Here is a 21,992-nt window from a genome sequence, read left to right as displayed (position 1 = left end):
ATCATGAGTACCGTGAGTGTAGATCAGCAGCGCCGTATTCAGGTGCTGCCACCCCGGCTGGCCAACCAGATTGCTGCCGGTGAGGTGGTCGAGCGCCCCTCGTCCGTCATCAAGGAGCTGGTGGAAAATGCCATCGATGCCGGTGCGCGCCGGATCGATATCGAACTGGAGGCCGGAGGCGCCCGGTTGATTCGTGTGCGTGATAACGGCCGCGGCATCGGTCACGATGATTTGCCACTGGCCCTGTCGCGTCATGCCACCAGCAAGATTGAAAGCCTGAGCGATCTGGAAGGGGTACAAAGCCTCGGCTTTCGAGGCGAGGCCCTGGCCGCAATCAGTTCGGTATCCCGGCTGGAGCTTTTTTCCAATACTTACGATGATACCAGCCAGGCCTGGCGGGTGACGGCTGAAGGGCGTGACATGCAGTCAAGCGTCACGCCGGCGCCTCATCCGCGGGGCACGAGCGTGACGGTGCGTGACCTTTTCTTCAATACGCCAGCTCGCCGCAAGTTTCTTCGTACTGAAAAGACCGAGCTCAATCATGTTGAGGAGGTCTTTCGTCGCCTCGCTCTGTCACGGTTTGATATTGGCTGGTCACTGCGACACAACCAGAAGCCGGTGCATCAACTGGGGCCGTGCGACAGTGAGCTGGCGGGCGAGCAGCGCATTGCGACCCTGTTGGGTCGGGAGTTTCTGAAAAATGCCCTGCATATCGATATTGAAGCTACCGGGCTTCGCCTGTCGGGCTGGGTGGGGCTTCCCACTCATACCCGTGCTCAGGCCGATCAGCAGTATTTCTTCGTCAATGGTCGGGTCATTCGCGATCGGCTGGTCGCACACGCGGTCCGCCAGGCCTACCGTGACGTGCTGTTTCATGGCCGCCATCCGGTTTTTGTCCTGTATCTTGAACTGGACCCGGCGGTAGTGGACGTCAATGTCCACCCGACCAAGCATGAAGTGCGTTTTCGGGATGGCCGACTGGTACATGACTTTCTGTTTTCAAGCCTACACAAGGCGCTGGCGGATGTAAGGCCGGCCGAGCGCGACAGTCAGGATCAGGAAGCAGACGCTCGAACCTCTGACGTTGACACCGCCCCGGACTGGCAGCAGCAGGCCATGTCACTGCGCCCTGAGCAGAGTGGCAGCCGTGACTGGCCCGCTTCTGCATCGTCGCAGCCGGCGGGGGAGCATCGGGTGCGGGAGTTCATGGCCGGTTATCGAGCCCTGCACCCCGAGCATGAAGCCAGCCTGTTGACGCCAGGGGGCGGGGTACCGGCACCTGAGGATTCCTCTTCATCACGGACGGCATCTTCCCCTTCCATGCCTGAGGACACTGGTACCGAGACTCCGCCATTGGGGTATGCGGTGGCCCAGCTTCATGGCGTCTACATTCTGTCCCAGACCGAGCGTGGAATGGTCGTGGTGGACATGCATGCTGCCCATGAGCGTATTACCTACGAACGAATGAAGCAGCAGTGGCTGTCCGGTCAGCTCCAGGCGCAGCCGCTGCTCGTTCCCGTATCCATGGCGGCCGCTGCACCGCAGCTTGAAGTGGCTGAACAGGAGGCTGAGGCCTTCGAGCGGCTCGGCGTTGTACTGGAGCCGGGCGGCCCCGAAACACTGCTTGTACGTCAGGTGCCGGCTTTGCTGGGCAAGGCAGATGTAGAGTCCCTGGTGCGTGACATGCTGGTCGAGCTTGAGCGCTTTGGCCGCTCTGACCGTATCGAAGCACATTTGAACGAAATTCTGTCCACCATGGCCTGCCACGGCAGTATTCGGGCCAATCGGCGTCTGACCCTGCCGGAAATGAACGCCCTGCTACGGGATATGGAACACACCGAGCGCAGCGGTCAGTGCAATCATGGCCGTCCCACCTGGACGGAGCTTTCGATGACCCAGCTCGATAAACTGTTTTTGAGGGGACAATAAGCGGCATGACGGCATCTTCATCACTGCCGGTGGTTCCTTTTATAATGGGGCCGACCGCGTCAGGAAAAACCGACTTGGCCATGGCGCTTCATGAACGGCTGGGGGCGGAACTCATCAGTGTCGATTCTGCCATGGTCTATCGTGGCATGGATATCGGTTCGGCCAAGCCGTCCCCGGAAGAGCTTGCCCGGGCGCCACACCGGCTGATCGACATTCGAGAGCCTGATGAACCATACAGTGCGGCCGAGTTCCGGCAGGATGCGCTGGCGCATATTCAGGATATTCATGCCGCAGGACGGATGCCGGTACTGGTGGGCGGCACCATGCTGTATTTCAAGGTGCTGGTGGATGGTGCGGCCAGCATGCCCTCTGCGGATGCCGATGTGCGAAAGGTACTGGTTCGACAGGCAGAGCAGGAGGGGCTTGCGGCCCTCCATGCAGAGCTGGCCTCGGTAGACCCGGTATCTGCGGCCCGCATTCATCCCAATGATCCGCAGCGACTGATGCGTGCGCTGGAAGTCTATCGCATCAGCGGGCGCACGCTGACGGCGCACTGGGAGGCGCAGCAGAGCCAGTCGCTTCCCTTTATTCCCCGGCCCATTGTCCTGTGTCCGTCAGATCGCAGGATACTGCACAAGCGGATAGCCATCCGGTTTGATCTCATGCTGGAACAGGGCCTGGTGGAGGAGGTTCGGGCCCTTTGCCACAAGATGGCCCTGTCTGCTGAACTGCCTGCCATGAAAAGCGTTGGGTATCGTCAGGTGCTTGAGTATTTGCGTGGGGATCATGATCTTGATGCCCTTCGTGAGCGAGGGATTATTGCTACCCGACAGCTTGCCAAGCGGCAGCTGACCTGGCTCAGACGCTGGGATGATGCCCGCTGGGTTGATCCCCTGACTGAAGATGCACTTGAAGTCACCTTGAAAATCGTGCGTGGTGACTGCACTTAGCGTAACATGAGCGGTCACGTTCATGGTGTCGTGCTGCTCTGGACGTGGATTGCCTTGCGCGCATTTAACGACAACGAATACCAACACATAACTCTTATTAGATTCGGGAGAGCAACATGTCCAAAGGACAATCCCTTCAAGACCCTTACCTGAACATCCTGCGCAAAGAGCGTATTCCGGTTTCGATCTTTCTGGTCAACGGTATCAAGCTGCAGGGTCAGATCGAATCCTTCGATCAGTTCGTGATCCTTTTGCGCAATACCGTAAGCCAGATGGTATACAAGCACGCTATTTCCACGGTTGTTCCGTCCCGTAATGTTCGCCTGCCGGCGCAGGATCCTGCGCAACCCGGTCAGGAAAGTTGATGAGAGAGGCGCTATTTGTTCTTTGAACGTCCCGGCTCAGGTGAAACCGCCGTCCTGGTGCATATTGATTTTCAGGCGGCGGACCAGCGTGAAGACGCTGGAGAATTCATGGAACTGGCCCGCTCTGCGGGTGCGGTTCCTGCCGCGCTGCTGGAAGGCAGCCGCAGAAACCCGGATCCCAGAACCTTTCTGGGTGAGGGCAAGCTTGATGAACTTCGTGCCATCATTGCTGCGCATGAAGCGGAAGTGGTGCTGTTCAACCATGCCCTTTCTCCTTCCCAGGAACGTAATCTCGAACGCGAGCTGAAATGCCGTGTACTTGACCGTACCGGGCTTATTCTCGATATTTTTGCCCAGCGGGCGCGAACGCATGAGGGCAAGCTGCAGGTCGAACTGGCCCAGCTTGAATACATGTCGACGCGGCTGGTCAGGGGCTGGACTCACCTTGAGCGTCAGAAGGGGGGGATCGGTCTTCGTGGTCCGGGTGAAACCCAGCTTGAAACCGACCGACGTCTGCTGCGCGCCCGCATCAAGGCCATTCACAAGCGGCTGGACAAGGTACGTCGTCAGCGTGAACAGAATCGCCGAGCGCGTGATCGCGGTGAAATTCCGACCGTATCACTGGTCGGATATACCAACGCCGGCAAGTCCACGCTGTTCAATACGCTGACCTCGGCCGATGTCTACGCGGCTGATCAATTGTTTGCAACCCTGGACCCTACCCTGCGACGAGTGGAAATTCACGATGTTGGCCCGATCGTCATGGCCGATACCGTAGGGTTTATCCGCCATCTGCCTCACAAGCTGGTTGAAGCCTTCAAGGCGACACTTGAGGAAGCTGCTCAGGCGGATCTTCTGATTCATGTCATTGATGCTGCCGACCCCGAGCGAGAGTCCAATATCGCTGAAGTCAACAAGGTGCTGGTGGAAATCGGTGCTGATCAGGTGCCGCAGCTTCTTGTCATGAACAAGATTGATCTGCTGGGTTCCTCGCCACGTATCGAGCAGGATGACTACCATGCTCCGACGGCAGTATGGGTTTCGGCACAGGAAGGCACGGGCCTCGATCTGCTGCGAGAAGCCCTGACGGCACGTCTTGCTGTCGACATGGTTGATCTCGAACTTACGTTGCCGCCCCAAAAGGGCTGGTTACGTGCACAATTGCACGAACTGAATGCCGTTCGTGACGAAGCGTTCGACGAGCAGGGCAATACTCGGCTGGCCATTCGTCTGCCTGAACGGGACTTTCTTCAGTTGTTGTCCCGAGGTGATGAACGTCCGGAAGATTATCTGCCTGAATCGTATTTTGAAGACGCTTACTGAGACCCTTTGGCGCCCTTTGCAACTTGTTGAGTGGAGACTGATCTATGGCCTGGAACGAGCCGGGTGGTGGTGGAAACAATAATTCACATGACCCCTGGAGTGGTGGTGGTCGCCGTGATGACGATAAAAAGCCGGACCGGCCTTCCAGAAACGGAGGCGGCCCCCCGGACCTTGATGAGGCGCTGAAGGACATTCAGAACAAGCTCGGTGGCCTGTTCGGCAAGCGTGGTGGCAAGGGCGGTAATGGCGGCAACGGCAGTTCACCTGACGATAACGGGCACAAGCGTAATGCCTTTGCGCTGCCGGCCCTGATCGTGGTCGTGCTGGCTGGTGTCTGGTTTGCCTCCGGCTTCTACCTGGTGGATCAGTCCGAGCGCGGAGTGGTACTGCGATTTGGCAAGTACACCGAAACCGTGGGCCCTGGCCTTCACTGGAACGCGCCCTTCGTGGACGAAGTGCGTGAAGTCAACGTGACCAAGGTACGCTCGCTGTCCCAGACGGCTTCGATGCTGACCCAGGACGAGAACATCGTTAAGGTCAAGATGTCGGTTCAGTACGTGGTATCCAACCCGCGTGACTACATCCTGAACGTTCGTGCACCGGAACTCAGTCTTGAAAATGCCACGGACTCCGCGCTGCGTTATGTCGCTGGCCAGACCGTGATGAATGATATTCTGACATCCGGTCGTGAACTGCTGGCATCCAACGTCACCACGCGTCTTCAGTCCTACCTCAACGCCTATGGCGTGGGTCTTCAGCTCAAGGCGGTCAACGTCGAAAGTACATCTGCACCTGATCAGGTACAGGATGCCTTTGATGATGTCATCCGTGCTCGTGAAGATCGTGAGCGTGCCATCAACGATGCCCGCGGCTATGCCAACTCGGTTCTTCCACAGGCACGTGGTCAGGCTTACCGGATCGAACGTGAAGCGGACATTTACAGCAAGAATGCCGTATCCCGTGCCCAGGGTGAGGCCAACCGCTTCCTGAGTCTTAATTCCGCCTATGTTCAGGCTCCGGATATCACACGTGACCGGCTCTACCTGGATACCATGAGCGATATTTTCTCGCATACCGGCAAGGCACTGGTGGATCTGACGCAGGGTAACGCGCTGATTCTGCCGCTGGATGGCCTTGAAAGCGGAACAGGTAGTGCATCCTCGAGCCAGGCTTCCTCCTCGAAGGGCGTCAATCTTGATGAACTCCGGGATATCTCCCGCAAGGTCGTTGAGCCTGTCCGTCAGCAGTATTCCACTACCCGGGAGGGTCGCTAATGCTTAATAATCGCGCCCTGGCCATCATCGCGGTGCTGGCCGTTGTGGCCTGGATCGGCAACAGCAGCATGTACATCGTCAATGAGACTCAGCGAGCCATCAAGCTGCGCTTTGGCGAGATCGTCGAAAAGGATATTCAGCCCGGCCTTCATTTCAAATGGCCGCTTCTGAATACGGTCAAGACCTTTGATGGTCGTGTCATGTCACTGGATGCGTCGGCAAGTCGCTATCTCACCAAGGACAAGAAGGCCGTTATTGTTGACTCCTACGTCAAGTGGAAGATCATCAATCCGCAAAGCTACTACGAAGCCACCAGTGGTGACGAGCAGATGGCAGAGCGCCTGATTGCTCCTCGCGTTGACGAGCGTCTGCGTAATGAGTTTGGTCGACTTGAACTCAGCGATATCGTGGCAGATCGGTCCGTGGCGGCTGCTCAGCAAAAGGAGAAGCCCGAGCCCGAAAAGCAGGATAGCAAGGCGCTGAAGGAAGAGACGATGGACAAGCCCACCAATGACCTTGATGCGGCTATGCGTAGCGAGCTCGGTGTGGCTATTCTGGACATTCGCGTGAAGCGTATCGATCTGCCCAATGAAGTGTCTCAGGCCGTTTACGAGCGCATGCGCAGTGAGCGTCAGCGTGAGGCGCAGCGCTATCGTGCCGAAGGGCGTCAGGAGTCCGAGGAAATCAAGGCCAAGGCCGATCAGCAAAGCAAGGCCCTGTTGGCCGATGCACGCGAAACCTCCGAGACCATTCGTGGCCAGGGGGATGCGAAGGCATCCACCATCTATGCCGGTGCCTACCGCCAGAACGAGGATTTCTTCCGCTTCTATCGGTCGCTTGAAGCCTATCGTGACAGCTTCGACAGCAGCAGCAAAAACATGATGGTGCTTGATCCGAAAAGTGACTTTTTCAAGTACTTCAGGTCACCGACAGGCGAGTCGACAGCGCCGTGATAAAGGACCAATCGGGGTCTTTATCCAGACGTAAAACATGTTAGACTCTTGACGAAACCGGGCTTTCAGCCCGGTTTTTTTGTGCGCCTGATGGTGCACAACCCGTCGATGACATCCCGGAGATGTCGTTGGGTCAGGCTACTGGCCCACCGGCCACCACCTTCGCTGCAGCACTGGATTTACGCAGGACACGGTATATGACCATCTCTGACCGCTGGCTTCTTCCTGATGGCATGGATGAAGTACTGCCTCCTCAGGCACTGCGCATGGAATCGCTCCGTCGCACGCTGCTTGATACCTATTACCGCTGGGGCTACGACATGGTTGTCCCCCCGCCGGTAGAATTTCTTGATTCCCTGTTGACGGGCACCGGTACCGATCTGGACCTCCAGACCTTCAAGCTGACCGATCAGATGACCGGTCGCATGATGGGGATCAGCGCTGACGTTACCCCTCAGGTCGCCCGGATGGACGCCCATTCGCTGCGCCGCGAAGGCCCGGTACGGCTTTGTTACTGCGCCCATGTGCTGCGTGCTCAGGCTGATGAGCATCAGGGCGGTCGCAGCCCGGTGCAGGTAGGACTTGAGCTTTTCGGCCATGCAGGCATTGATGCCGATGTCGAAATCATTCAACTGGTGCTGACCAGCCTGAGTGTCGCCGGGGCGAACAATATACATCTGGCCATTGGCCATATCGGTATTTATCGCGCTCTGATGGAAGCTGCCGGCCTGGACGCTTCCCTGCGTCATCAGCTGTTCGAAGCCATCGAGCGCAAGGCGCTTGAGGATATCGATGGCCTTGTTGATGCAGGCGTTGATGACGCGTCTCTTGCTGGCATGCTCAAGGCGTTGCCGCGGCTGCATGGTGGGGCGGAAGTCATCGATCAGGCGCGCGAGCTCTTTACCGGTGCCCCGGCGCCGGTGATGGCTGCGCTTGATTACCTGGCGCAACTTCATTCCCGGCTGATCGCCAGTCACGGTAATGTGGCGCTTTACTTTGATCTTGCCGAGCTTCGTGGGTATCAGTACCACACCGGCATGGTGTTTGCCGCCTATGTGCAGGGATACGGCCAGGCACTGGCCAAGGGGGGGCGCTATGACGGTACCGGCGGTGCCTTTGGTCGGCCACGGCCCGCGACCGGATGCTCCATGGATCTCAAGCTGCTGGCTTCGCTCGAAAATTCCGAGCCACCCGTGGATGGCATTCTGGCGCCATCGCTTGATGACCCGACCCTTCAGCAGGCCGTTCAGGCTCTGCGTGCAGAAGGGGAGCGCGTTGTACAGGCGCTGCCGGGTCAGGATGCCTGGACCGGACACCGGTGTCATCGCGAGCTGGTAGTGGATGGCGGACAGTGGCAGGTCCGTCCTCTGGCCAATAACGGATAGGCGTCAGCCGCACGTTTTTTTTTTAACCAGTCGATATGGTAGAGATGAACGTCATGGGCAAGAACGTTGTAGTACTCGGCACTCAATGGGGTGACGAAGGCAAGGGCAAGGTCGTGGATCTGCTGACCGAATCAGCATCTGCGGTGGTTCGCTTTCAGGGCGGTCACAACGCAGGCCATACCCTGGTGCTCGATGGAAAGAAAACGGTCCTTCACCTGATTCCTTCAGGCATCCTGCGTCCGGATGTTACCTGCATCATCGGCAACGGTGTCGTTCTGTCACCTGAAGCACTGATCGATGAAATCAAGGAGCTGGAAGACAATGACGTGCCGGTACGTGAGCGCCTGCGCCTGTCTCCGGCCTGTCCGCTGATTCTGCCGTATCATGTGCGGCTTGATCAGGCACGCGAAAAGGCCCGTGGCATTGCCAAGATCGGTACAACAGGGCGTGGTATTGGTCCCGCCTACGAGGACAAGGTCGCTCGTCGTGGCCTGCGCCTTGGCGATATGCTTCACCGCGAACGGTTCGCCAGCAAGCTGGGTGAAGTGCTGGATTACCACAATTTTGTGCTTCAGCATTATCACGGCGAAGAGCCGGTAGACTTCCAGCAGGTGCTGGATCATGCCATGGCCATGGCCGATGAACTTCGCCCGATGGTCTGCGATACCGTAAGTCTGGTGCATGATTTCCGCAAGGCCGGCGAAAATATCATGTTCGAGGGAGCCCAGGGATCATTGCTGGATATCGATCACGGTACCTATCCGTACGTAACCAGCTCCAATACCACCGCAGGTGGTACTGCGACAGGGTCCGGTGTCGGTCCGTTGTACCTTGATTATGTGCTGGGTATTACAAAGGCCTATACCACGCGAGTAGGTTCGGGGCCGTTCCCGACCGAGCTGTTTGACGAATTTGGTCGTCACCTGGCAGAGAAGGGGCATGAGTTCGGCGCAACGACCGGCCGTGCGCGTCGCTGTGGGTGGTTTGATGCCGTGGCGCTGCGTCATGCCGTCCAGATCAACTCGGTCTCCGGGATCTGCCTGACCAAACTGGACGTGCTCGATGGTCTTGAAAACATCCGTGTCTGTACCGGTTACCGCACCAAGGATGGCGATCTGATCGACAACCTGGTAGATAGTGAGGGCTATAGCGCCATTGAGCCCGTCTATCATGAGCTGCCGGGCTGGAGTGAGTCGACGGTGGGTATCATCAAGCTTGATGAGCTGCCGGAGAATGCACGCCGTTACATCGCCTTCCTGGAAGAGCAGGTGGGGACGCCCATCGATATCATTTCCACCGGTCCGGATCGTAATGAAACGATCGTACTGCGCAACCCGTTCCTCGATGACTGAGTGATCGTGATTGGCTAAAGCGCTCCCGACAGGGGGCGCTTTTTTTATGTTTCGGCCAGGGGAAGGGGTCGGTTGCAAATGTTTGGTAATGGTTGTCATTTTCATTAAAAGCCATGAAACGCCATTAACGTGATCCTATCAGGCTGATAACGCACTCAACCTTCACATCAAAACCAATGAGGACTAGAATGGTCCTCAATACGGCGGGAGGTAACACGGTACATGTTGAGACTATCCAGGATGAGCGATTACGCAGCGGTCGTGATGGCGCAGATAGCGCGCTATCCGGACAGCGCGCACGCCGCCGCGGAATTGTCTGACGCCGTTGGCGTACCGAGGCCTACCGTCAGCAAAACACTGAAAATGTTGATGCAGGCGGGGCTTCTGACGTCCCGGCGGGGGGCCCAGGGCGGTTATCGTCTGGCGCGCTCGCCCCATCAGATTTCGGTCAGCGAGATTATCGGTGCCATTGAAGGGCCAGTGGCCATGACGGAGTGCAGTCAGGACGGCAGTGTCTGTGAACTGGCAGCAACCTGTGGCGTGGCCGACAACTGGCAGCGTGTCTCGATGGCCATACGGCAGTTTCTCGATAGCGTGACACTGGCAGATCTGGCGCAGACTGCGCCAATCAAGCTGCCTCTCATGCTGCCTATTCAAAGTGTTTCCGTGGCGAGCATCAGCGACGCCTAGGCAACAGATTCATGCTTCGGGCCGACATAAAAAAGAGCCCGACCAGGGAGAGCACCATGGCTAGTGAAGAGATGGAACAGCTCGTTCGTCGCGAATATACCCAAGGGTTTGTGACGGACATCGAAAGTGATACAGCGCCTCCGGGACTGACTGAAGACACCATTGCCTTCATCTCCCAGAAGAAAAACGAGCCTGACTGGATGCTTCAGTGGCGGCTTGAGGCTTATCATCAGTGGCTGAAGATGGAAAGCCCGAGCTGGGCCCACCTTGATTACCCGCCGATTGATTATCAGGCCATTTCCTATTTCAGTGCGCCCAAGCGTCCCGAGGATCGTCCTCAGAGCCTGGACGAGGTGGATCCGAAGCTTCTGGAAACCTACGAAAAGCTTGGTATTCCCCTGCACGAGCGCGCAGCCCTGGCCGGCGTGGCAGTAGATGCCGTTTTTGATTCCGTCTCCGTGGCGACGACCTTCAAGGACAAGCTGGCTGATGCCGGCGTGATCTTCTGCTCCATCTCCGAAGCCATCCGCGAACATCCGGAACTGATCAAGAAATATCTGGGTACGGTCGTACCGCGGGGCGATAATTATTTTGCTGCCCTGAATGCTGCGGTCTTTACCGATGGCTCCTTCGTTTACATTCCGGAAGGCGTTACCTGCCCGATGGAGCTTTCCACCTATTTCCGTATCAATGCCGCCAATACCGGTCAGTTCGAGCGAACGCTGATCATTTGCGAAAAACAGGCGCAGGTATCCTACCTGGAAGGCTGCACGGCGCCGATGCGTGACGAAAACCAGCTTCATGCGGCAGTTGTCGAGCTGGTGGCGATGGAAGATGCCTACATCAAGTACTCCACGGTACAGAACTGGTATCCGGGTGATGAAAACGGCAAGGGCGGTATCTACAACTTCGTGACCAAACGAGGTGATTGTCGCGGCGATCGCTCGCGCATCAGCTGGACGCAGGTTGAAACCGGTTCTGCCATTACCTGGAAATACCCCTCCTGTCTGCTGCGTGGCGATGGCAGCAAGGGTGAGTTCTATTCGGTAGCGGTCACCAACGGTCGCCAGCAGGCAGATACCGGCACCAAGATGATTCACATCGGCAAGAACACCAGCTCCACCATCGTTTCCAAGGGTATTGCCGCAGGTCGCAGTGATCAGTCCTACCGCGGGCTGGTCAAGATTTCACCGCGGGCCGAAAATGCGCGCAACTTTACCCAGTGTGATTCGCTGCTGATCGGGGACAAGTGCGGTGCTCATACCTTCCCTTATCAGGAAATCAGCAACAGCAAGGCGATGGTCGAGCACGAGGCAACAACCTCCAAGATCGGTGAAGACCAGCTGTTTTACTGCAAGAGCCGCGGCATTGATGAAGAAGATGCGGTCAGCATGATCGTCAATGGCTTCTGCAAGGATGTCTTCCAGGAGCTGCCGATGGAGTTTGCGGTTGAAGCCGAAGCACTGTTGAGCGTCACGCTTGAAGGTTCGGTAGGCTGATTGCGCGCTACCCCTATTGCGAGGCGTCGCCCGGGGCGGCGCCACGGTACATTTTTTGAGGTTTGACCATGCTTGAGATTAAAGACCTGCACGCCAGCGTAGATGGCAAGATAATCCTGAAAGGAATCAACCTGACGATCAATCCGGGTGAAGTGCACGCGATCATGGGGCCGAACGGGGCGGGCAAGTCCACACTGTCTGCAGTACTGGCCGGTAATGACGGTTACGAGGTGACGCAGGGCAGCATTACATTTGAAGGAAAGGACCTTCTGGAAATGGAAGTCGAGGAACGGGCCCGTGCCGGCCTGTTGATGGGCTTTCAGTATCCGGTCGAGATTCCGGGCGTCAAGAATGTATATCTGCTGAAAGCAGCACTCAATGCCCAGCGTGAAGCACGTGGTGAAGAGGAAATTCCTGCGCCCGAGTTCATGAAGCTGATCCGTGAAAAGCTGGCCTACATGAAAATGGATAACAGCTTTCTGCAGCGTGCTGTCAATGAAGGCTTTTCCGGCGGTGAGAAAAAACGCAACGAAATTCTTCAGATGCTGGTCCTGCAACCCCGTCTGGCACTGCTGGACGAGATCGACTCCGGGCTGGACGTCGATGCCATGAAAGTAGTGGCGGAGGGGGTCAACTCATTGCGCGGTGCCGACCGTGGCATCCTGATGGTGACTCACTATCAGCGCCTCCTTGACCATATCGTTCCCGATGTAGTTCACGTTCTCGTGGACGGCCGCGTGGTGAAAAGCGGTGACAAGAGTCTGGCACTGGATGTTGAAGAGCGCGGCTACGACTGGCTGACCGAAGGGAGTGTGGCATGAGTCAAGTGCAGGGCTTTCTGGACCAGCTCGGTGCGCGGCAGCCCCTGGATGCCGAACCAAGCTGGATAGCCGCGCGGCGTCAGGCAGGCGCTGCCCGTTTCGAGGCCGTGGGGTTTCCCGGCCGCAAGGATGAAGAGTGGAAATATACGGATGTGTCCGCCATTGCGCGTCAGAGCTTTACGCTGGCTGACAGCAACGAGCTGAGTGCCGAGCAGTGCGACGCGTTTTCTATAGGCATCGACGCGTATCGTCTTGTGTTCGTGGATGGCATCTTCAACTCGTCATTGTCTGATGTAGATGCGTTGGGCAGTGATGTCACGGTCGAGCCGTTGTCTCGGGCGCTGGCTGATAATCACGAAGCCGTGGGGGGGCAGCTGGGCCGTCTCAATAACGTGGATTTTTCACCGTTCTCCGCACTGAATACAGCGTTCATGGGCGAAGGGGCAGTGATTCGCATCGGCCGAAGGGTGGTGCTGGACAAGCCGGTTTATCTGCTGTTCGTCTCGCGTCACCACGAAACGCCGGTGATGAGCCACCCCCGAATACTGATCGATGCTGCCAGTCAGAGCCAGGTCACGGTGATCGAGCATTACACCGGTGACAGTGAGGCAGCCAATCTGACCAATGTGGTCAGTGAAGTCTTTACTGGCAAGGGCGCACAGGTAGTGCATTACCGCCTGCAGGAAGCAGCGACCAGCGAATTCCACATCAGTAGCCTGCACATCGAGCAGACCCGTGACAGCCATTTTCGTTCGTTCAACCTCAATCTTGGCGCTGCAATTGCCCGTAATGACATTGTTGCCGAGCTGAATGACGAAAATGCCGTATGCGATTATTACGGCCTCTTTTTCGGCCGTGGGCGCCAGCATATGGATAACCACACCAAGGTCCACCATAACGCCCCGCGTACGTTCTCCAACGAGAACTACAAGGGCATCCTGGATGACCGTGCTCGAGGTGTGTTCAATGGTCTGGTGCATATCAAACGTGATGCACAGCAGGTTCGTGGCTATCAAAGCAATGCCAACCTGTTGCTGTCCGACCGGGCCGAGATTGATACCAAGCCTGAACTGTTGATCTACGCCGACGATGTGCAGTGCTCCCACGGCACGACCACGGGGCAGCTGGACGAAAAGGCGATTTTTGCCCTTCGCGCCCGCGGCATTGATGAAGCAATGGCGCGCGGTCTGCTGACGCTGGCCTTTGCCGGCGAGGTCATGGAAAGTGTCACATTGCCGTCCATTGCCACTCGGATCGAGCGAGCGGTTGCCGGGAAGTTGCCGGACCGTTTCAATCTTCAGGATCTTGTAGAGGCCGCTGACGCATGATGATGGACTCAGCACTGATGCTGGATGTAGATGCGATTCGTGCCCAGTTTCCGATCCTGGGGCGTGAACTCCATGACGGCAAACCCCTGGTGTATCTGGACAATGCGGCCACCACGCAGACGCCGGAGCCAGTGCTTGAGGCATGGAATGACTACTTTCGGCGTTACAACGCCAATATTCACCGCGGGTTGCATACCCTGGCTGACGAGGCGACTGCGGCATTCGAGCAGGCGCGAGACACAGTGCGTGAGTTCCTCAATGCCGCTCGGGTTGAGGAAATCATCTTCACCCGAGGAACCACCGAGGCCATTAACCTGGTTGCCAATACCTGGGGGCGTGCCAATCTTCGGGAAGGGGACGAGGTGATGATCTCCGCCATGGAGCATCATTCCAACATCGTGCCCTGGCAGATGCTGGCCACCTCGCTTGGCATTACGGTAAAGGTGATTCCCGTCGACCAGCGCGGTGTACTCGATATGCAGGCCTATCAGGCCCTGTTTACCGAGCGCACACGCCTCGTTGCCGTTACTCATGTATCCAACGCACTGGGTACGATCAATCCGATCCGTGAGATGGCCGACATCGCGCATGATCACGGTGCATTGATTCTGGTGGATGGTGCGCAGGCCGTGGCACATGCCCGGGTTGACGTGACCGAAATGGACGTTGATTTTTACGCGTTCTCCGGCCACAAGATTTATGGTCCTACCGGTATTGGTGCACTTTACGGGCGTTACGAGCTGCTTGATGCCATGCCGCCCTGGCAGGGCGGTGGAGAAATGATTTCCCGCGTAAGCTTCGATGATGGTACGACCTTTGCGGCGCCGCCTCACAAGTTCGAGGCGGGAACGCCGGCCATTGCCGAGGCCGTGGCACTGGACAGGGCCATTCGCTGGTTGACCAGTCTGCACTTTGACCTGGTCAGTGACTGGGAGCAGCGTCTGCTCACGCATGCAACAGAGCGCATGCAGTCCATTGACGGGCTGAGCATCATTGGCCAGGCGCCTGAAAAATGCGGAGTGATTTCCTTTGTTGTTGAAGGTGCCCACTCTCAGGATATCGGTCTTCTGATTGATCAGTTCGGTGTCGCCATTCGTACCGGCCACCACTGTGCACAGCCGCTGTTACGAAGCTTTGGGCTGGACGCTACCTGCCGCGCCTCTTTCGGGGTGTACAACACGCTGGAAGAAGTCGATGCCTTTGTAGACGCGCTTGAGCGCGTTCTGGCCATGGTGCGCTGAGGAGTCGATGATGGCGAACAAGCTTCAAGGAGTAACGAAGGGGCAGCAAATGCCCCTTCAGCGTGATGTAGAGGCCATTTCGATCCCGTTCGGCAAATCGGTTACGCTGAATGAAGATGCTGTCGTTCAGGTCATGCAGGCGATGGGCAGCTCGGTCAGTGTGGCTCTTGAAGGTCGCCTGTATCTTGTCGAAGGGCATCAGCTGGATGCGCTTGGACTGTCCTCCGTTCCCCGGCCGACGCTGGATGAACACGCTTCCGATGACGAGATCGAGGCCTTTATATGGGAGCAGCTTCGTACCTGCTTTGACCCGGAAATACCGGTGGATATCGTGGAGCTCGGTCTGGTCTATGGGTGCCGGCTCGATACGCTGATTTCCGGTGAGCGTGTGGTCAATATTCGGATGACCCTGACCGCACCCGGGTGCGGCATGGGAGATGTGATTGCCGAGGATGCGCGCCACAAGATTCTGGGGGCGCCTCAGATCAGCAAGGTCAATATCGAGCTGGTCTTTGATCCGCCCTGGTCTCGTGACATGATGAGCGAAACTGCTCAGCTTGAACTGGGCATGTTCTAGCAGCGGACCTATTTTCGCGGTAACGGGGCAGGCATGAAAAAACTGGCCGCAGTGGCTATCCGGGCTACGGCCTGGTCTCTAATGACAGGGCTGGCCATTCTTGCAGCCCTGAATGCATGGGTCATCCTGTCCACACGCGACCAGATACATACCGACATTCTTGATTGCCCTCCCGTGCCTGTAGGCATCGTATTCGGAACATCCTACGGCCTGCGTGGGGGAGGAGCGAACCCGCACTTTCATGCTCGCATGAATACTGCCGCTCAGCTCTACCGGCTGGGGCTGGTTGATCATCTACTGCTTTCCGGTGATAACCGTACTCGCTATTACAATGAACCACGTTACATGTGGCGTGACCTGCATCGGCAGAAAGTGCCTGACAGTGCCATGACGCTGGATTTTGCCGGTTTCAGTACCTTCGACACCCTGGTGCGTGCGCAGCAGGTGTTCAAGGTCGATCAGGCACTGCTGGTAACTCAGAGCTGGCACTTGCCGCGCGCACTGTTCATTGCCGACCAGCTGGGCATGAATGTACAGGGCTGCGTGGCTCATGCCGACGCCCCACGGTTGGATGTCGAGATGCGCGCCAGGGAATGGCTGGCGCGGGCTGCAACGGTAGGGGATCTCTATCTTTGGCACCGACGCCCGCATTTTCTCGGGCCCACGGTGCCATTGACGGCCGGATAGGGCGTGGCCGCGTTACTTTCCTGAAGACGTGCGCTGGCGTTTACCGGCGCGACGTTGTTTGGGAGGGCGGTGGCCCCTCTCCTTTTTCTGCTGACGGTACAGTTCCCGAATCAGGGACCTGCAGTCAGACCAGAGGCGTTCCAGTGTTTTATCGATATCTTCCGGCAGATCGTGGGTAAATGCCGTGGACAGGGACTGCATCAGAACACGTTCCTGCTCGAGCAGCTCATTGATCAGTACCTGACTGTCATCACCCACGAAGCTTTTCAGCCGACTCCAGAGCCACATGTAATCATCACGCTCGACATCGGCATCCCGAGGCAGCAGGTCAAGATGAGTCTTGCACTGGGTCTGCAGCGTCTTGAGGTCTGCCGTACGCTGGTTGAACCAGGGCGTCAGTGCATCGCGTACCGAATCACGCAGGCGTTCAACATTGTCCTGGTAGTAATCCAGACTGTCAGCCAGCGCTTCGAGCAGGCTGTCCATCGCCACCTGGCGATTATCGAGAAACATGCGCAGTCACCTCCGGTGACGCTAAAGTAGAAATGCTGTGGTCAGTGTGCCAGAGCCCGACCCCGGATCAAACCTCAGCCACGTGGCTTTGGCGGAACGCGTGGCTTTTCGGTCGCGTTTTTTTCAATATGGCTAATAATCAAACCTGCAATATCCGCCTGGGTGGTGGATTCGATTCCCTGAAGGCCGGGTGACGAGTTGACCTCCATTATGACCGGGCCATGATTGGCGCGCAGCAGGTCCACACCGGCTACACGCAGGCCCATGGCCTTGGCCGCTCGGATGGCAGTCGAGCGCTCCTCGGGGGTAATGCGAATGGCGCTTGCCGTGCCGCCCCGATGAAGATTGGAACGAAATTCGCCATCAGCCGCCTGACGTTTCATGGCGGCCACTACCTTGTCTCCGACAACAAAGCAGCGCAGGTCCGCGCCCTTGGCTTCCTTGATATATTCCTGAACCATGATATTGGCTTTCATGCCCATGAAGGCCTGAATGACGCTTTCTGCTGCCTGATTGGTTTCAGCCAGTACCACGCCAATCCCCTGGGTGCCTTCCAGCAACTTGATAACCAGCGGTGCGCCCTTGACCATCTTGATCAGGTCCGGAATATCATCCGGAGAGTGTGCAAACCCGGTAACCGGCAGGCCAAGGCCCTTGCGCGAGAGCAACTGCAATGACCGGAGCTTGTCGCGCGAGCGGGTAATGGATACGGAGTCGTTAAGCACATAGGTGCCCATCATTTCAAACTGGCGCAATACGGCGCAGCCGTAAAAGGTGACCGATGACCCTATCCGCGGGATAACGGCATCGAACTTTTCGAGTTCCTCACCCTTGTAATGAATAGTGGGGCGGTGAGAGGCGATATTCATGTAACACCGCAGCGTATCAATAACCCTGACAGTGTGACCACGTTCTCTGGCCGCTTCTTCAAGGCGACGTGTTGAATACAGTGAACGGTTGCGTGACAAAATAGCGATATGCATGGCAGATGTCCTTGTAATTGTAACGACCAGTCCGTGATCTAGGGTGTGTCGTGCAAAAATGAAGCGCCCGGAGCAACCAGTAGCCGGCGCATGGCGCGACGCCCAAGCAGCATGGGATGACGCATTTCCTGGCGATTGACCAGTGTCAGCTCGATATCATAGGAAAGCTCGCCCAGTTTCATCAGGGTACGGATGACACAGCGATTTTCGCTGTGTCCATTCGAGCTTTTGACCTGGCGTCGGTCATACAGCGGCAGCTCGAACTGGCGCGATATATTGTTGTCATTACCGCCCCAGCTGGTAAAGCGCACATACCAGTGGCCTTCACGCTCAAAGGAATGAATATGCTCGGCATGCAGGGCGGAGGTGCGTGCACCGGTATCCACCTTGCATGGCAGTGTCAGCTCAAGTTCGGGCAGCGTGACTATTTCACGCCGACCGATAATGGCACGAGGTTCATAGGGCAGTGATGTCATGAGTCAGTGTCGGGTCACAGGTGATAGTCGTAGGGCCAGCGCCGAATCTTCCGGGGCGTCGCGCAGCATCATGATCAGGGGCAGTCGAAGTCTTGGCAGCAGTGCCAGCTCTTTTAGCCATCTGGACATATCCAGTGTAGACGAGCGCGCGAGGTGCTCCAGAAAGGAGGCAAGTCTGGTTTCATGTTCCAGATGATGCCAGCCTCGCACTGCCAGAATCGCGAGGTCTTCATCGGCCAGGACATCACGACCAAGCAGGGTATCGGCCCATTGGGATGCACGGCCTTCCCGGCTCGCCAGTCCCGCGCGTGCGCAACTATACGCTACTTCTCCGGTACGCACGCTATTTTGTTCGGCCAGGGCTTCAAGCAGTTCAGGCGTTGTTGGCGGGAAGAATTCAAGGCAGGCACAAAGCGCCTGCAGTGCCTGATCATCAAGTGCATCAAGACACATTGCCCACTGGCGTTCACGGGTCTCATCCTTTCTCGCCACAATGTCAGCCACGCCCTGCCAGCCAAGCGATGATCCGTGCTCACGCGTCGACAACCCGTTAAAATAGCTCTCTGCCATTTCGGAAAAACGACTGGCCGGTTGACCTGCATCACGTGCAGCCAGGGCATGAAACAGTGCCATGGTCAGTGGCGGCGGATCAAAGGCCAGCGGATTGTCCTTCATGAGTGGATCCACTCCTTCCACGGGAGCCAGTGCATCCAGTGGCTGTTGACCAAGTGTTGCCAGCAGGCGGTGGATAAAACCGTCCCGCATGGCGGGCTCCAGAAGGCCCTGTTCATCCAGTGGAAAGGCCAGAAACCAGACCAGAGGGGTTGATGTACTGTCGCCAGGAGGCGCGAAGGTTATAGCGACCCGTGCTCGCTGCTGCCAGGGCAGTGGCCAGGGCAATCGCTGGTCTTCAAATGCCTGAAAGGTTTCTGGGGAGCAGGGCGCTATTTCTCGTCCCAGATGATATAGCCGGGGGGAAATACTGGCCTGTTCGAAAATGCCTGATAGCGTCAAGGGCGGTGCTGACATGGTGTGTCCCTGCTCCTGAAATCATGAATGTACATTCGATGTTCAATCGAGGTGGTTAAAAAGTAATCAGTTTGCCGCGAGCGGCATGCGCTCAAGGCTACACGAAGTTGTCCCCGTGTTATCCACATGCTCATTCAGGGTAATTGTGCATGATATCGGGGGCAGCACAGTCAAATCCCAATGTGAGGTAATTCATGTCGCAAAGTGAAGCAATGCAGCAGGCGATGCGTGAACTCGAAGCGGCCATGAAGGCCGCTGATGTCTGGAAGCAGGAGGTGCCCCAGCCCCAGGCCTTCATGAGCCGTGAGCCTTTTTGCGTTGATACCATGTCCTTGCCGCAATGGCTTCGTTACGTCCTGCTGGCTCGATTACAGGCTCTGATTGATGCCGGTACGGCTTTCCCGTCACCTTCAAGCATCGCACCGGCCGCGGAGCTTTACCTGAAGGAATATCCGACAGGTAAACGGCTACCCCTGATTCAGGCTCTGGAGCGTATCGACGGCATCATGAATGATGCCTAGGCCGTTTCAGTACGCCGGTCGGGGGACGGAATAAACTGAAGAATTGCCCCCAGACCAATGCCTGCCAGTGCCGGCATCAGCCAGTCGGCCTGTTCCCTGGCCAGCGGCAGTGCTTCCTTGAAGGTGCTCAGGGCTGGCCAGGCATCCAGAAGATGGGCGGCAGCCAGTCCGTCCAGCAGCCCGGCGGGCAGAGTCAGTAGCAAGGCTGCATTGAACATTCTTCCAGGGTGGGGCAGGAACGGACGCACGAGACTGAGCAGGATCACTACGATGGCCAGAGGGTAAAGGGCACTCAGAACGGGTACAGAAACCTGTATCAGCGTGGAAAGCCCCTGTAATGCTACCACCACACCCAGTACACCAAGGATGATGACGATGGTGCGATAGGACACACGCTCCATCAGGCCGTGAAAGTATTCGCCACAGGCGGTCAGAAGGCCGATGGCCGTCGTCAGGCAGGCCAGTGTAATGACGGCGGCCAGTAATACATTGCCCGTCGGGCCGAACAGGGCATTGACGTAAGCAGGGATCAGTTCGCCACTGCCGGCGCCGGGCGCGACGAGGTGGCTTGTTGCTCCCATGTACGTCAGTGGCAGGTATACGCCCGACAGGCAGATGCCTGCGACCAGTCCGGCCAGCAGGGTGTAGCGTGTCAGGCTGGCCGTATCGGTCACGCCCTTGCTGCGTATGGCATTGACAATCAGGATGCCAAAGACCATTGACGCCAGCATGTCCATGGTCATGTAGCCGTGCTGAAAACCCTGAGCAAAAGGGGCATCCTGCCACTGCGGAGATACGCTACCCAAAGGGCCCTGAGGAAAGAGAACGGTGGCACCGGCCAGAATCACCAGCAGAATGATCAGCAGTGGTGTAATCCACTTGCCAACTACATCGACCAGCCTGCCGGGCATCAGGGACAGCGTAACGGCAATACTGAAAAAGCCGATGATGTACAGGGTCTGATCCAGCGACGATGCCTGACCGAAAAAGGGTTCTGCACCCATGCTCCATGACACGGTAGCCGTACGCGGCATAGCAAACATGGGCCCGATGCTCAGATATATGGCCAGTCCGAACAGCGTGGCTGCCCAGCGTGGCAGCGGTGAAAGAATGCGGTCAAGCCCACCACCTGACACGGCGACAGCCACGATGCCGAGTACCGGCAGACCTACTCCGGTGGTTAAAAAGCCCAGGGCAGCCGGCCAGACATCGGTACCGGCCTGCTGACCGACCTGAGGGGGGAAGACAAGATTGCCGGCGCCCAGAAACAGCGCAAAGGTCATGAGGCCCAGGGCGAGGGCGTTGGACAGGGTTAATCGGGGAGTAGAAGGCATGAGTATCTGTACTGGTAATCAGCGAAGGCGTGTCAAACACGGGGGACGCGGATTATCCCAGATCACTGCTGCGCTGACAAAAAAGCAGGCACCGATGTGCCTGCCCTTTATTTTGCAGAAAAGACTCAGAAGCGGTAGCTGATACCGCCCATGACGACAATGGGATCGATATGTACTGTCGTTTTGGTGGCTCCGCCGATTGTCGCGTCGGAGTCAATGTCAAGATACCAGGCTGCTGCGTTAACTGCCCAGTGGTCGTTTATCAGCAGATCTACCCCGGCCTGGGCCGCCCATCCCCAGGAGTCATCCATGTCGAGACTGGCACCGCTGTCCAGCTTTTCGCTGCTGAAGCGAGTGTAGTTGACGCCGCCACCTACGTAAGGCTGGACTCGCGCATCAGTGCCACCCAGCGGATAGTATTGCAGTGTCAGCGTCGGCGGGAGATGTTTGGTTGATCCTGCCTTGTCACCGTCCAGGTTGATATCGTGTTTGAAGCGCTGTGCGGCCAACAGTTCGACGCCCCAGTTGTCCAGAAAACGATACCCCAGGGTCATGGCGAAACCGGAGGAGTCGTCAACGTCGAGGTCAGCACCGCCTACATTGGCGTTGTCACTTTTGGGAGATACCTTGGCCACGCCGATTCGGGTGAAGAAATCGCCCTGGCCATAGGACGCCAGTGCCGATTGAGAAAGGGGGAGGGTGCCAGCTGCAATGATCAGTGCCGGGAGGAGATGACCGGTTTTCATGACGTTTGTCCCTTGT

General features: G+C 57.3%; 22 protein-coding genes. 16 read left to right on the top strand and 6 right to left on the bottom strand.

Annotated features, from left to right (window positions below; all coding sequences use genetic code 11):
- The first annotated feature begins 3 nt into the window (after positions 1–3).
- The 15 genes from mutL (at position 4) to OQ287_RS10545 (ending at position 16,374) form a co-directional block, all read left to right on the top strand.
- On the top strand, positions 4–1,929 hold the full coding sequence (gene mutL, locus OQ287_RS10615; protein WP_265896394.1) for a DNA mismatch repair endonuclease MutL: 1,926 nt from the start codon (positions 4–6) through the stop codon (positions 1,927–1,929).
- A 5-nt stretch (positions 1,930–1,934) separates the two neighbouring features.
- Entirely contained in the window at positions 1,935–2,879 is a 945-nt protein-coding gene (gene miaA / locus OQ287_RS10610) for a tRNA (adenosine(37)-N6)-dimethylallyltransferase MiaA (RefSeq protein WP_407658252.1), read from the top strand.
- Positions 2,880–2,995: 116 nt separating this feature from the next.
- Complete coding sequence (hfq, locus tag OQ287_RS10605; RefSeq protein ID WP_250939537.1) at positions 2,996–3,244, top strand: RNA chaperone Hfq; 249 nt, start codon at positions 2,996–2,998, stop codon at positions 3,242–3,244.
- A gap of 15 nt (positions 3,245–3,259) precedes the next feature.
- Positions 3,260–4,567, top strand: coding sequence for a ribosome rescue GTPase HflX (gene hflX / locus OQ287_RS10600; RefSeq protein WP_250939535.1), 1,308 nt, complete (start codon positions 3,260–3,262; stop codon positions 4,565–4,567).
- Between the two features lie 44 nt (positions 4,568–4,611).
- Complete coding sequence (hflK, locus tag OQ287_RS10595; protein ID WP_250939533.1) at positions 4,612–5,841, top strand: FtsH protease activity modulator HflK; 1,230 nt, start codon at positions 4,612–4,614, stop codon at positions 5,839–5,841.
- On the top strand, positions 5,841–6,794 hold the full coding sequence (gene hflC, locus OQ287_RS10590; protein ID WP_250939531.1) for a protease modulator HflC: 954 nt from the start codon (positions 5,841–5,843) through the stop codon (positions 6,792–6,794). Before hflK ends, hflC begins: the two co-directional genes overlap by 1 nt.
- Before the next feature lie 197 nt (positions 6,795–6,991).
- Positions 6,992–8,179 carry an ATP phosphoribosyltransferase regulatory subunit gene (locus OQ287_RS10585; protein WP_265896393.1) on the top strand — a complete coding sequence of 396 codons (1,188 nt, stop codon included), beginning with the start codon at positions 6,992–6,994 and terminating at the stop codon, positions 8,177–8,179.
- Between the two features lie 53 nt (positions 8,180–8,232).
- Positions 8,233–9,531, top strand: a complete 1,299-nt coding sequence (locus OQ287_RS10580) for an adenylosuccinate synthase (protein ID WP_250939527.1) — start codon at positions 8,233–8,235, stop codon at positions 9,529–9,531.
- 222 nt (positions 9,532–9,753) lie between these two features.
- The gene (locus OQ287_RS10575) at positions 9,754–10,221 is read left to right on the top strand and encodes an SUF system Fe-S cluster assembly regulator (RefSeq protein WP_250939525.1); all 468 of its coding nucleotides are present in this window, start codon (positions 9,754–9,756) and stop codon (positions 10,219–10,221) included.
- A 56-nt stretch (positions 10,222–10,277) separates the two neighbouring features.
- On the top strand, positions 10,278–11,720 hold the full coding sequence (sufB, locus tag OQ287_RS10570) for a Fe-S cluster assembly protein SufB (RefSeq protein WP_250939523.1): 1,443 nt from the start codon (positions 10,278–10,280) through the stop codon (positions 11,718–11,720).
- 68 nt (positions 11,721–11,788) lie between these two features.
- Entirely contained in the window at positions 11,789–12,541 is a 753-nt protein-coding gene (gene sufC / locus OQ287_RS10565; protein WP_250939521.1) for a Fe-S cluster assembly ATPase SufC, read from the top strand.
- A complete protein-coding gene (gene sufD / locus OQ287_RS10560; RefSeq protein ID WP_250939519.1) occupies positions 12,538–13,869 on the top strand; it encodes a Fe-S cluster assembly protein SufD in 1,332 nt (443 codons plus the stop codon). Before sufC ends, sufD begins: the two co-directional genes overlap by 4 nt.
- Positions 13,866–15,110, top strand: a complete 1,245-nt coding sequence (locus OQ287_RS10555) for an aminotransferase class V-fold PLP-dependent enzyme (RefSeq protein WP_407658251.1) — start codon at positions 13,866–13,868, stop codon at positions 15,108–15,110. Before sufD ends, OQ287_RS10555 begins: the two co-directional genes overlap by 4 nt.
- 10 nt (positions 15,111–15,120) lie before the next feature.
- Complete coding sequence (gene sufT / locus OQ287_RS10550) at positions 15,121–15,687, top strand: putative Fe-S cluster assembly protein SufT (RefSeq protein ID WP_407658250.1); 567 nt, start codon at positions 15,121–15,123, stop codon at positions 15,685–15,687.
- Positions 15,688–15,720: 33 nt separating this feature from the next.
- Positions 15,721–16,374 carry a SanA/YdcF family protein gene (locus OQ287_RS10545; protein ID WP_250939517.1) on the top strand — a complete coding sequence of 218 codons (654 nt, stop codon included), beginning with the start codon at positions 15,721–15,723 and terminating at the stop codon, positions 16,372–16,374.
- A gap of 12 nt (positions 16,375–16,386) precedes the next feature.
- Here OQ287_RS10545 and OQ287_RS10540 read toward each other — a convergent pair whose 3' ends face one another.
- From OQ287_RS10540 to OQ287_RS10525, 4 genes are all read right to left on the bottom strand, one after another.
- Positions 16,387–16,887: a hypothetical protein gene (locus OQ287_RS10540; RefSeq protein WP_250939516.1), complete on the bottom strand. Its 501-nt coding sequence runs from the start codon at positions 16,885–16,887 to the stop codon at positions 16,387–16,389.
- Positions 16,888–16,961: 74 nt separating this feature from the next.
- Positions 16,962–17,870 carry a 30S ribosomal protein S6--L-glutamate ligase gene (gene rimK / locus OQ287_RS10535; RefSeq protein ID WP_250939515.1) on the bottom strand — a complete coding sequence of 303 codons (909 nt, stop codon included), beginning with the start codon at positions 17,868–17,870 and terminating at the stop codon, positions 16,962–16,964.
- 38 nt (positions 17,871–17,908) lie between these two features.
- Positions 17,909–18,346, bottom strand: a complete 438-nt coding sequence (locus OQ287_RS10530; RefSeq protein ID WP_250939514.1) for an ATP-dependent zinc protease family protein — start codon at positions 18,344–18,346, stop codon at positions 17,909–17,911.
- Positions 18,347–18,349: 3 nt separating this feature from the next.
- Positions 18,350–19,375, bottom strand: coding sequence for a DUF3549 family protein (locus tag OQ287_RS10525; RefSeq protein ID WP_265896392.1), 1,026 nt, complete (start codon positions 19,373–19,375; stop codon positions 18,350–18,352).
- A 194-nt stretch (positions 19,376–19,569) separates the two neighbouring features.
- Between OQ287_RS10525 and OQ287_RS10520 the strand changes: the two genes are divergently transcribed.
- The gene (locus OQ287_RS10520) at positions 19,570–19,896 is read left to right on the top strand and encodes a YqcC family protein (RefSeq protein ID WP_250939512.1); all 327 of its coding nucleotides are present in this window, start codon (positions 19,570–19,572) and stop codon (positions 19,894–19,896) included.
- Here OQ287_RS10520 and brnQ read toward each other — a convergent pair.
- Positions 19,893–21,230 (bottom strand): branched-chain amino acid transport system II carrier protein, encoded by a 1,338-nt coding sequence (gene brnQ / locus OQ287_RS10515; RefSeq protein ID WP_265896391.1) that lies wholly within the window; start codon positions 21,228–21,230, stop codon positions 19,893–19,895. The two genes, OQ287_RS10520 and brnQ, sit on opposite strands and share 4 nt — an antisense overlap.
- Positions 21,231–21,355: 125 nt before the next feature.
- On the bottom strand, positions 21,356–21,976 hold the full coding sequence (locus OQ287_RS10510; protein ID WP_250939510.1) for an OmpW/AlkL family protein: 621 nt from the start codon (positions 21,974–21,976) through the stop codon (positions 21,356–21,358).
- Positions 21,977–21,992 lie beyond the last annotated feature (16 nt).

It is taken from the genome of Larsenimonas rhizosphaerae (assembly GCF_026240105.1).
In the GTDB taxonomy this organism is placed as follows: Bacteria; Pseudomonadota; Gammaproteobacteria; order Pseudomonadales; family Halomonadaceae; genus Larsenimonas; species Larsenimonas rhizosphaerae.
This window is presented reverse-complemented; position numbering and strand designations above follow the sequence as displayed.

Bases quoted from the DNA above. Each gene is read 5' to 3' on its own strand.
- OQ287_RS10525 (WP_265896392.1), bottom strand. From the start codon at position 19,375: ATGTCAGCACCGCCCTTGACGCTATCAGGCATTTTCGAACAGGCCAGT.
- mutL (WP_265896394.1), top strand. From the start codon at position 4: ATGAGTACCGTGAGTGTAGATCAGCAGCGCCGTATTCAGGTGCTGCCA.
- brnQ (WP_265896391.1), bottom strand. From the start codon at position 21,230: ATGCCTTCTACTCCCCGATTAACCCTGTCCAACGCCCTCGCCCTGGGC.
- OQ287_RS10585 (WP_265896393.1), top strand. From the start codon at position 6,992: ATGACCATCTCTGACCGCTGGCTTCTTCCTGATGGCATGGATGAAGTA.
- hfq (WP_250939537.1), top strand. From the start codon at position 2,996: ATGTCCAAAGGACAATCCCTTCAAGACCCTTACCTGAACATCCTGCGC.
- sufT (WP_407658250.1), top strand. From the start codon at position 15,121: ATGGCGAACAAGCTTCAAGGAGTAACGAAGGGGCAGCAAATGCCCCTT.
- OQ287_RS10520 (WP_250939512.1), top strand. From the start codon at position 19,570: ATGTCGCAAAGTGAAGCAATGCAGCAGGCGATGCGTGAACTCGAAGCG.
- hflK (WP_250939533.1), top strand. From the start codon at position 4,612: ATGGCCTGGAACGAGCCGGGTGGTGGTGGAAACAATAATTCACATGAC.
- OQ287_RS10545 (WP_250939517.1), top strand. From the start codon at position 15,721: ATGAAAAAACTGGCCGCAGTGGCTATCCGGGCTACGGCCTGGTCTCTA.
- OQ287_RS10530 (WP_250939514.1), bottom strand. From the start codon at position 18,346: ATGACATCACTGCCCTATGAACCTCGTGCCATTATCGGTCGGCGTGAA.
- sufC (WP_250939521.1), top strand. From the start codon at position 11,789: ATGCTTGAGATTAAAGACCTGCACGCCAGCGTAGATGGCAAGATAATC.
- OQ287_RS10555 (WP_407658251.1), top strand. From the start codon at position 13,866: ATGATGATGGACTCAGCACTGATGCTGGATGTAGATGCGATTCGTGCC.
- OQ287_RS10580 (WP_250939527.1), top strand. From the start codon at position 8,233: ATGGGCAAGAACGTTGTAGTACTCGGCACTCAATGGGGTGACGAAGGC.
- rimK (WP_250939515.1), bottom strand. From the start codon at position 17,870: ATGCATATCGCTATTTTGTCACGCAACCGTTCACTGTATTCAACACGT.
- sufD (WP_250939519.1), top strand. From the start codon at position 12,538: ATGAGTCAAGTGCAGGGCTTTCTGGACCAGCTCGGTGCGCGGCAGCCC.
- OQ287_RS10575 (WP_250939525.1), top strand. From the start codon at position 9,754: ATGTTGAGACTATCCAGGATGAGCGATTACGCAGCGGTCGTGATGGCG.
- hflC (WP_250939531.1), top strand. From the start codon at position 5,841: ATGCTTAATAATCGCGCCCTGGCCATCATCGCGGTGCTGGCCGTTGTG.
- miaA (WP_407658252.1), top strand. From the start codon at position 1,935: ATGACGGCATCTTCATCACTGCCGGTGGTTCCTTTTATAATGGGGCCG.
- OQ287_RS10540 (WP_250939516.1), bottom strand. From the start codon at position 16,887: ATGTTTCTCGATAATCGCCAGGTGGCGATGGACAGCCTGCTCGAAGCG.
- OQ287_RS10510 (WP_250939510.1), bottom strand. From the start codon at position 21,976: ATGAAAACCGGTCATCTCCTCCCGGCACTGATCATTGCAGCTGGCACC.
- sufB (WP_250939523.1), top strand. From the start codon at position 10,278: ATGGCTAGTGAAGAGATGGAACAGCTCGTTCGTCGCGAATATACCCAA.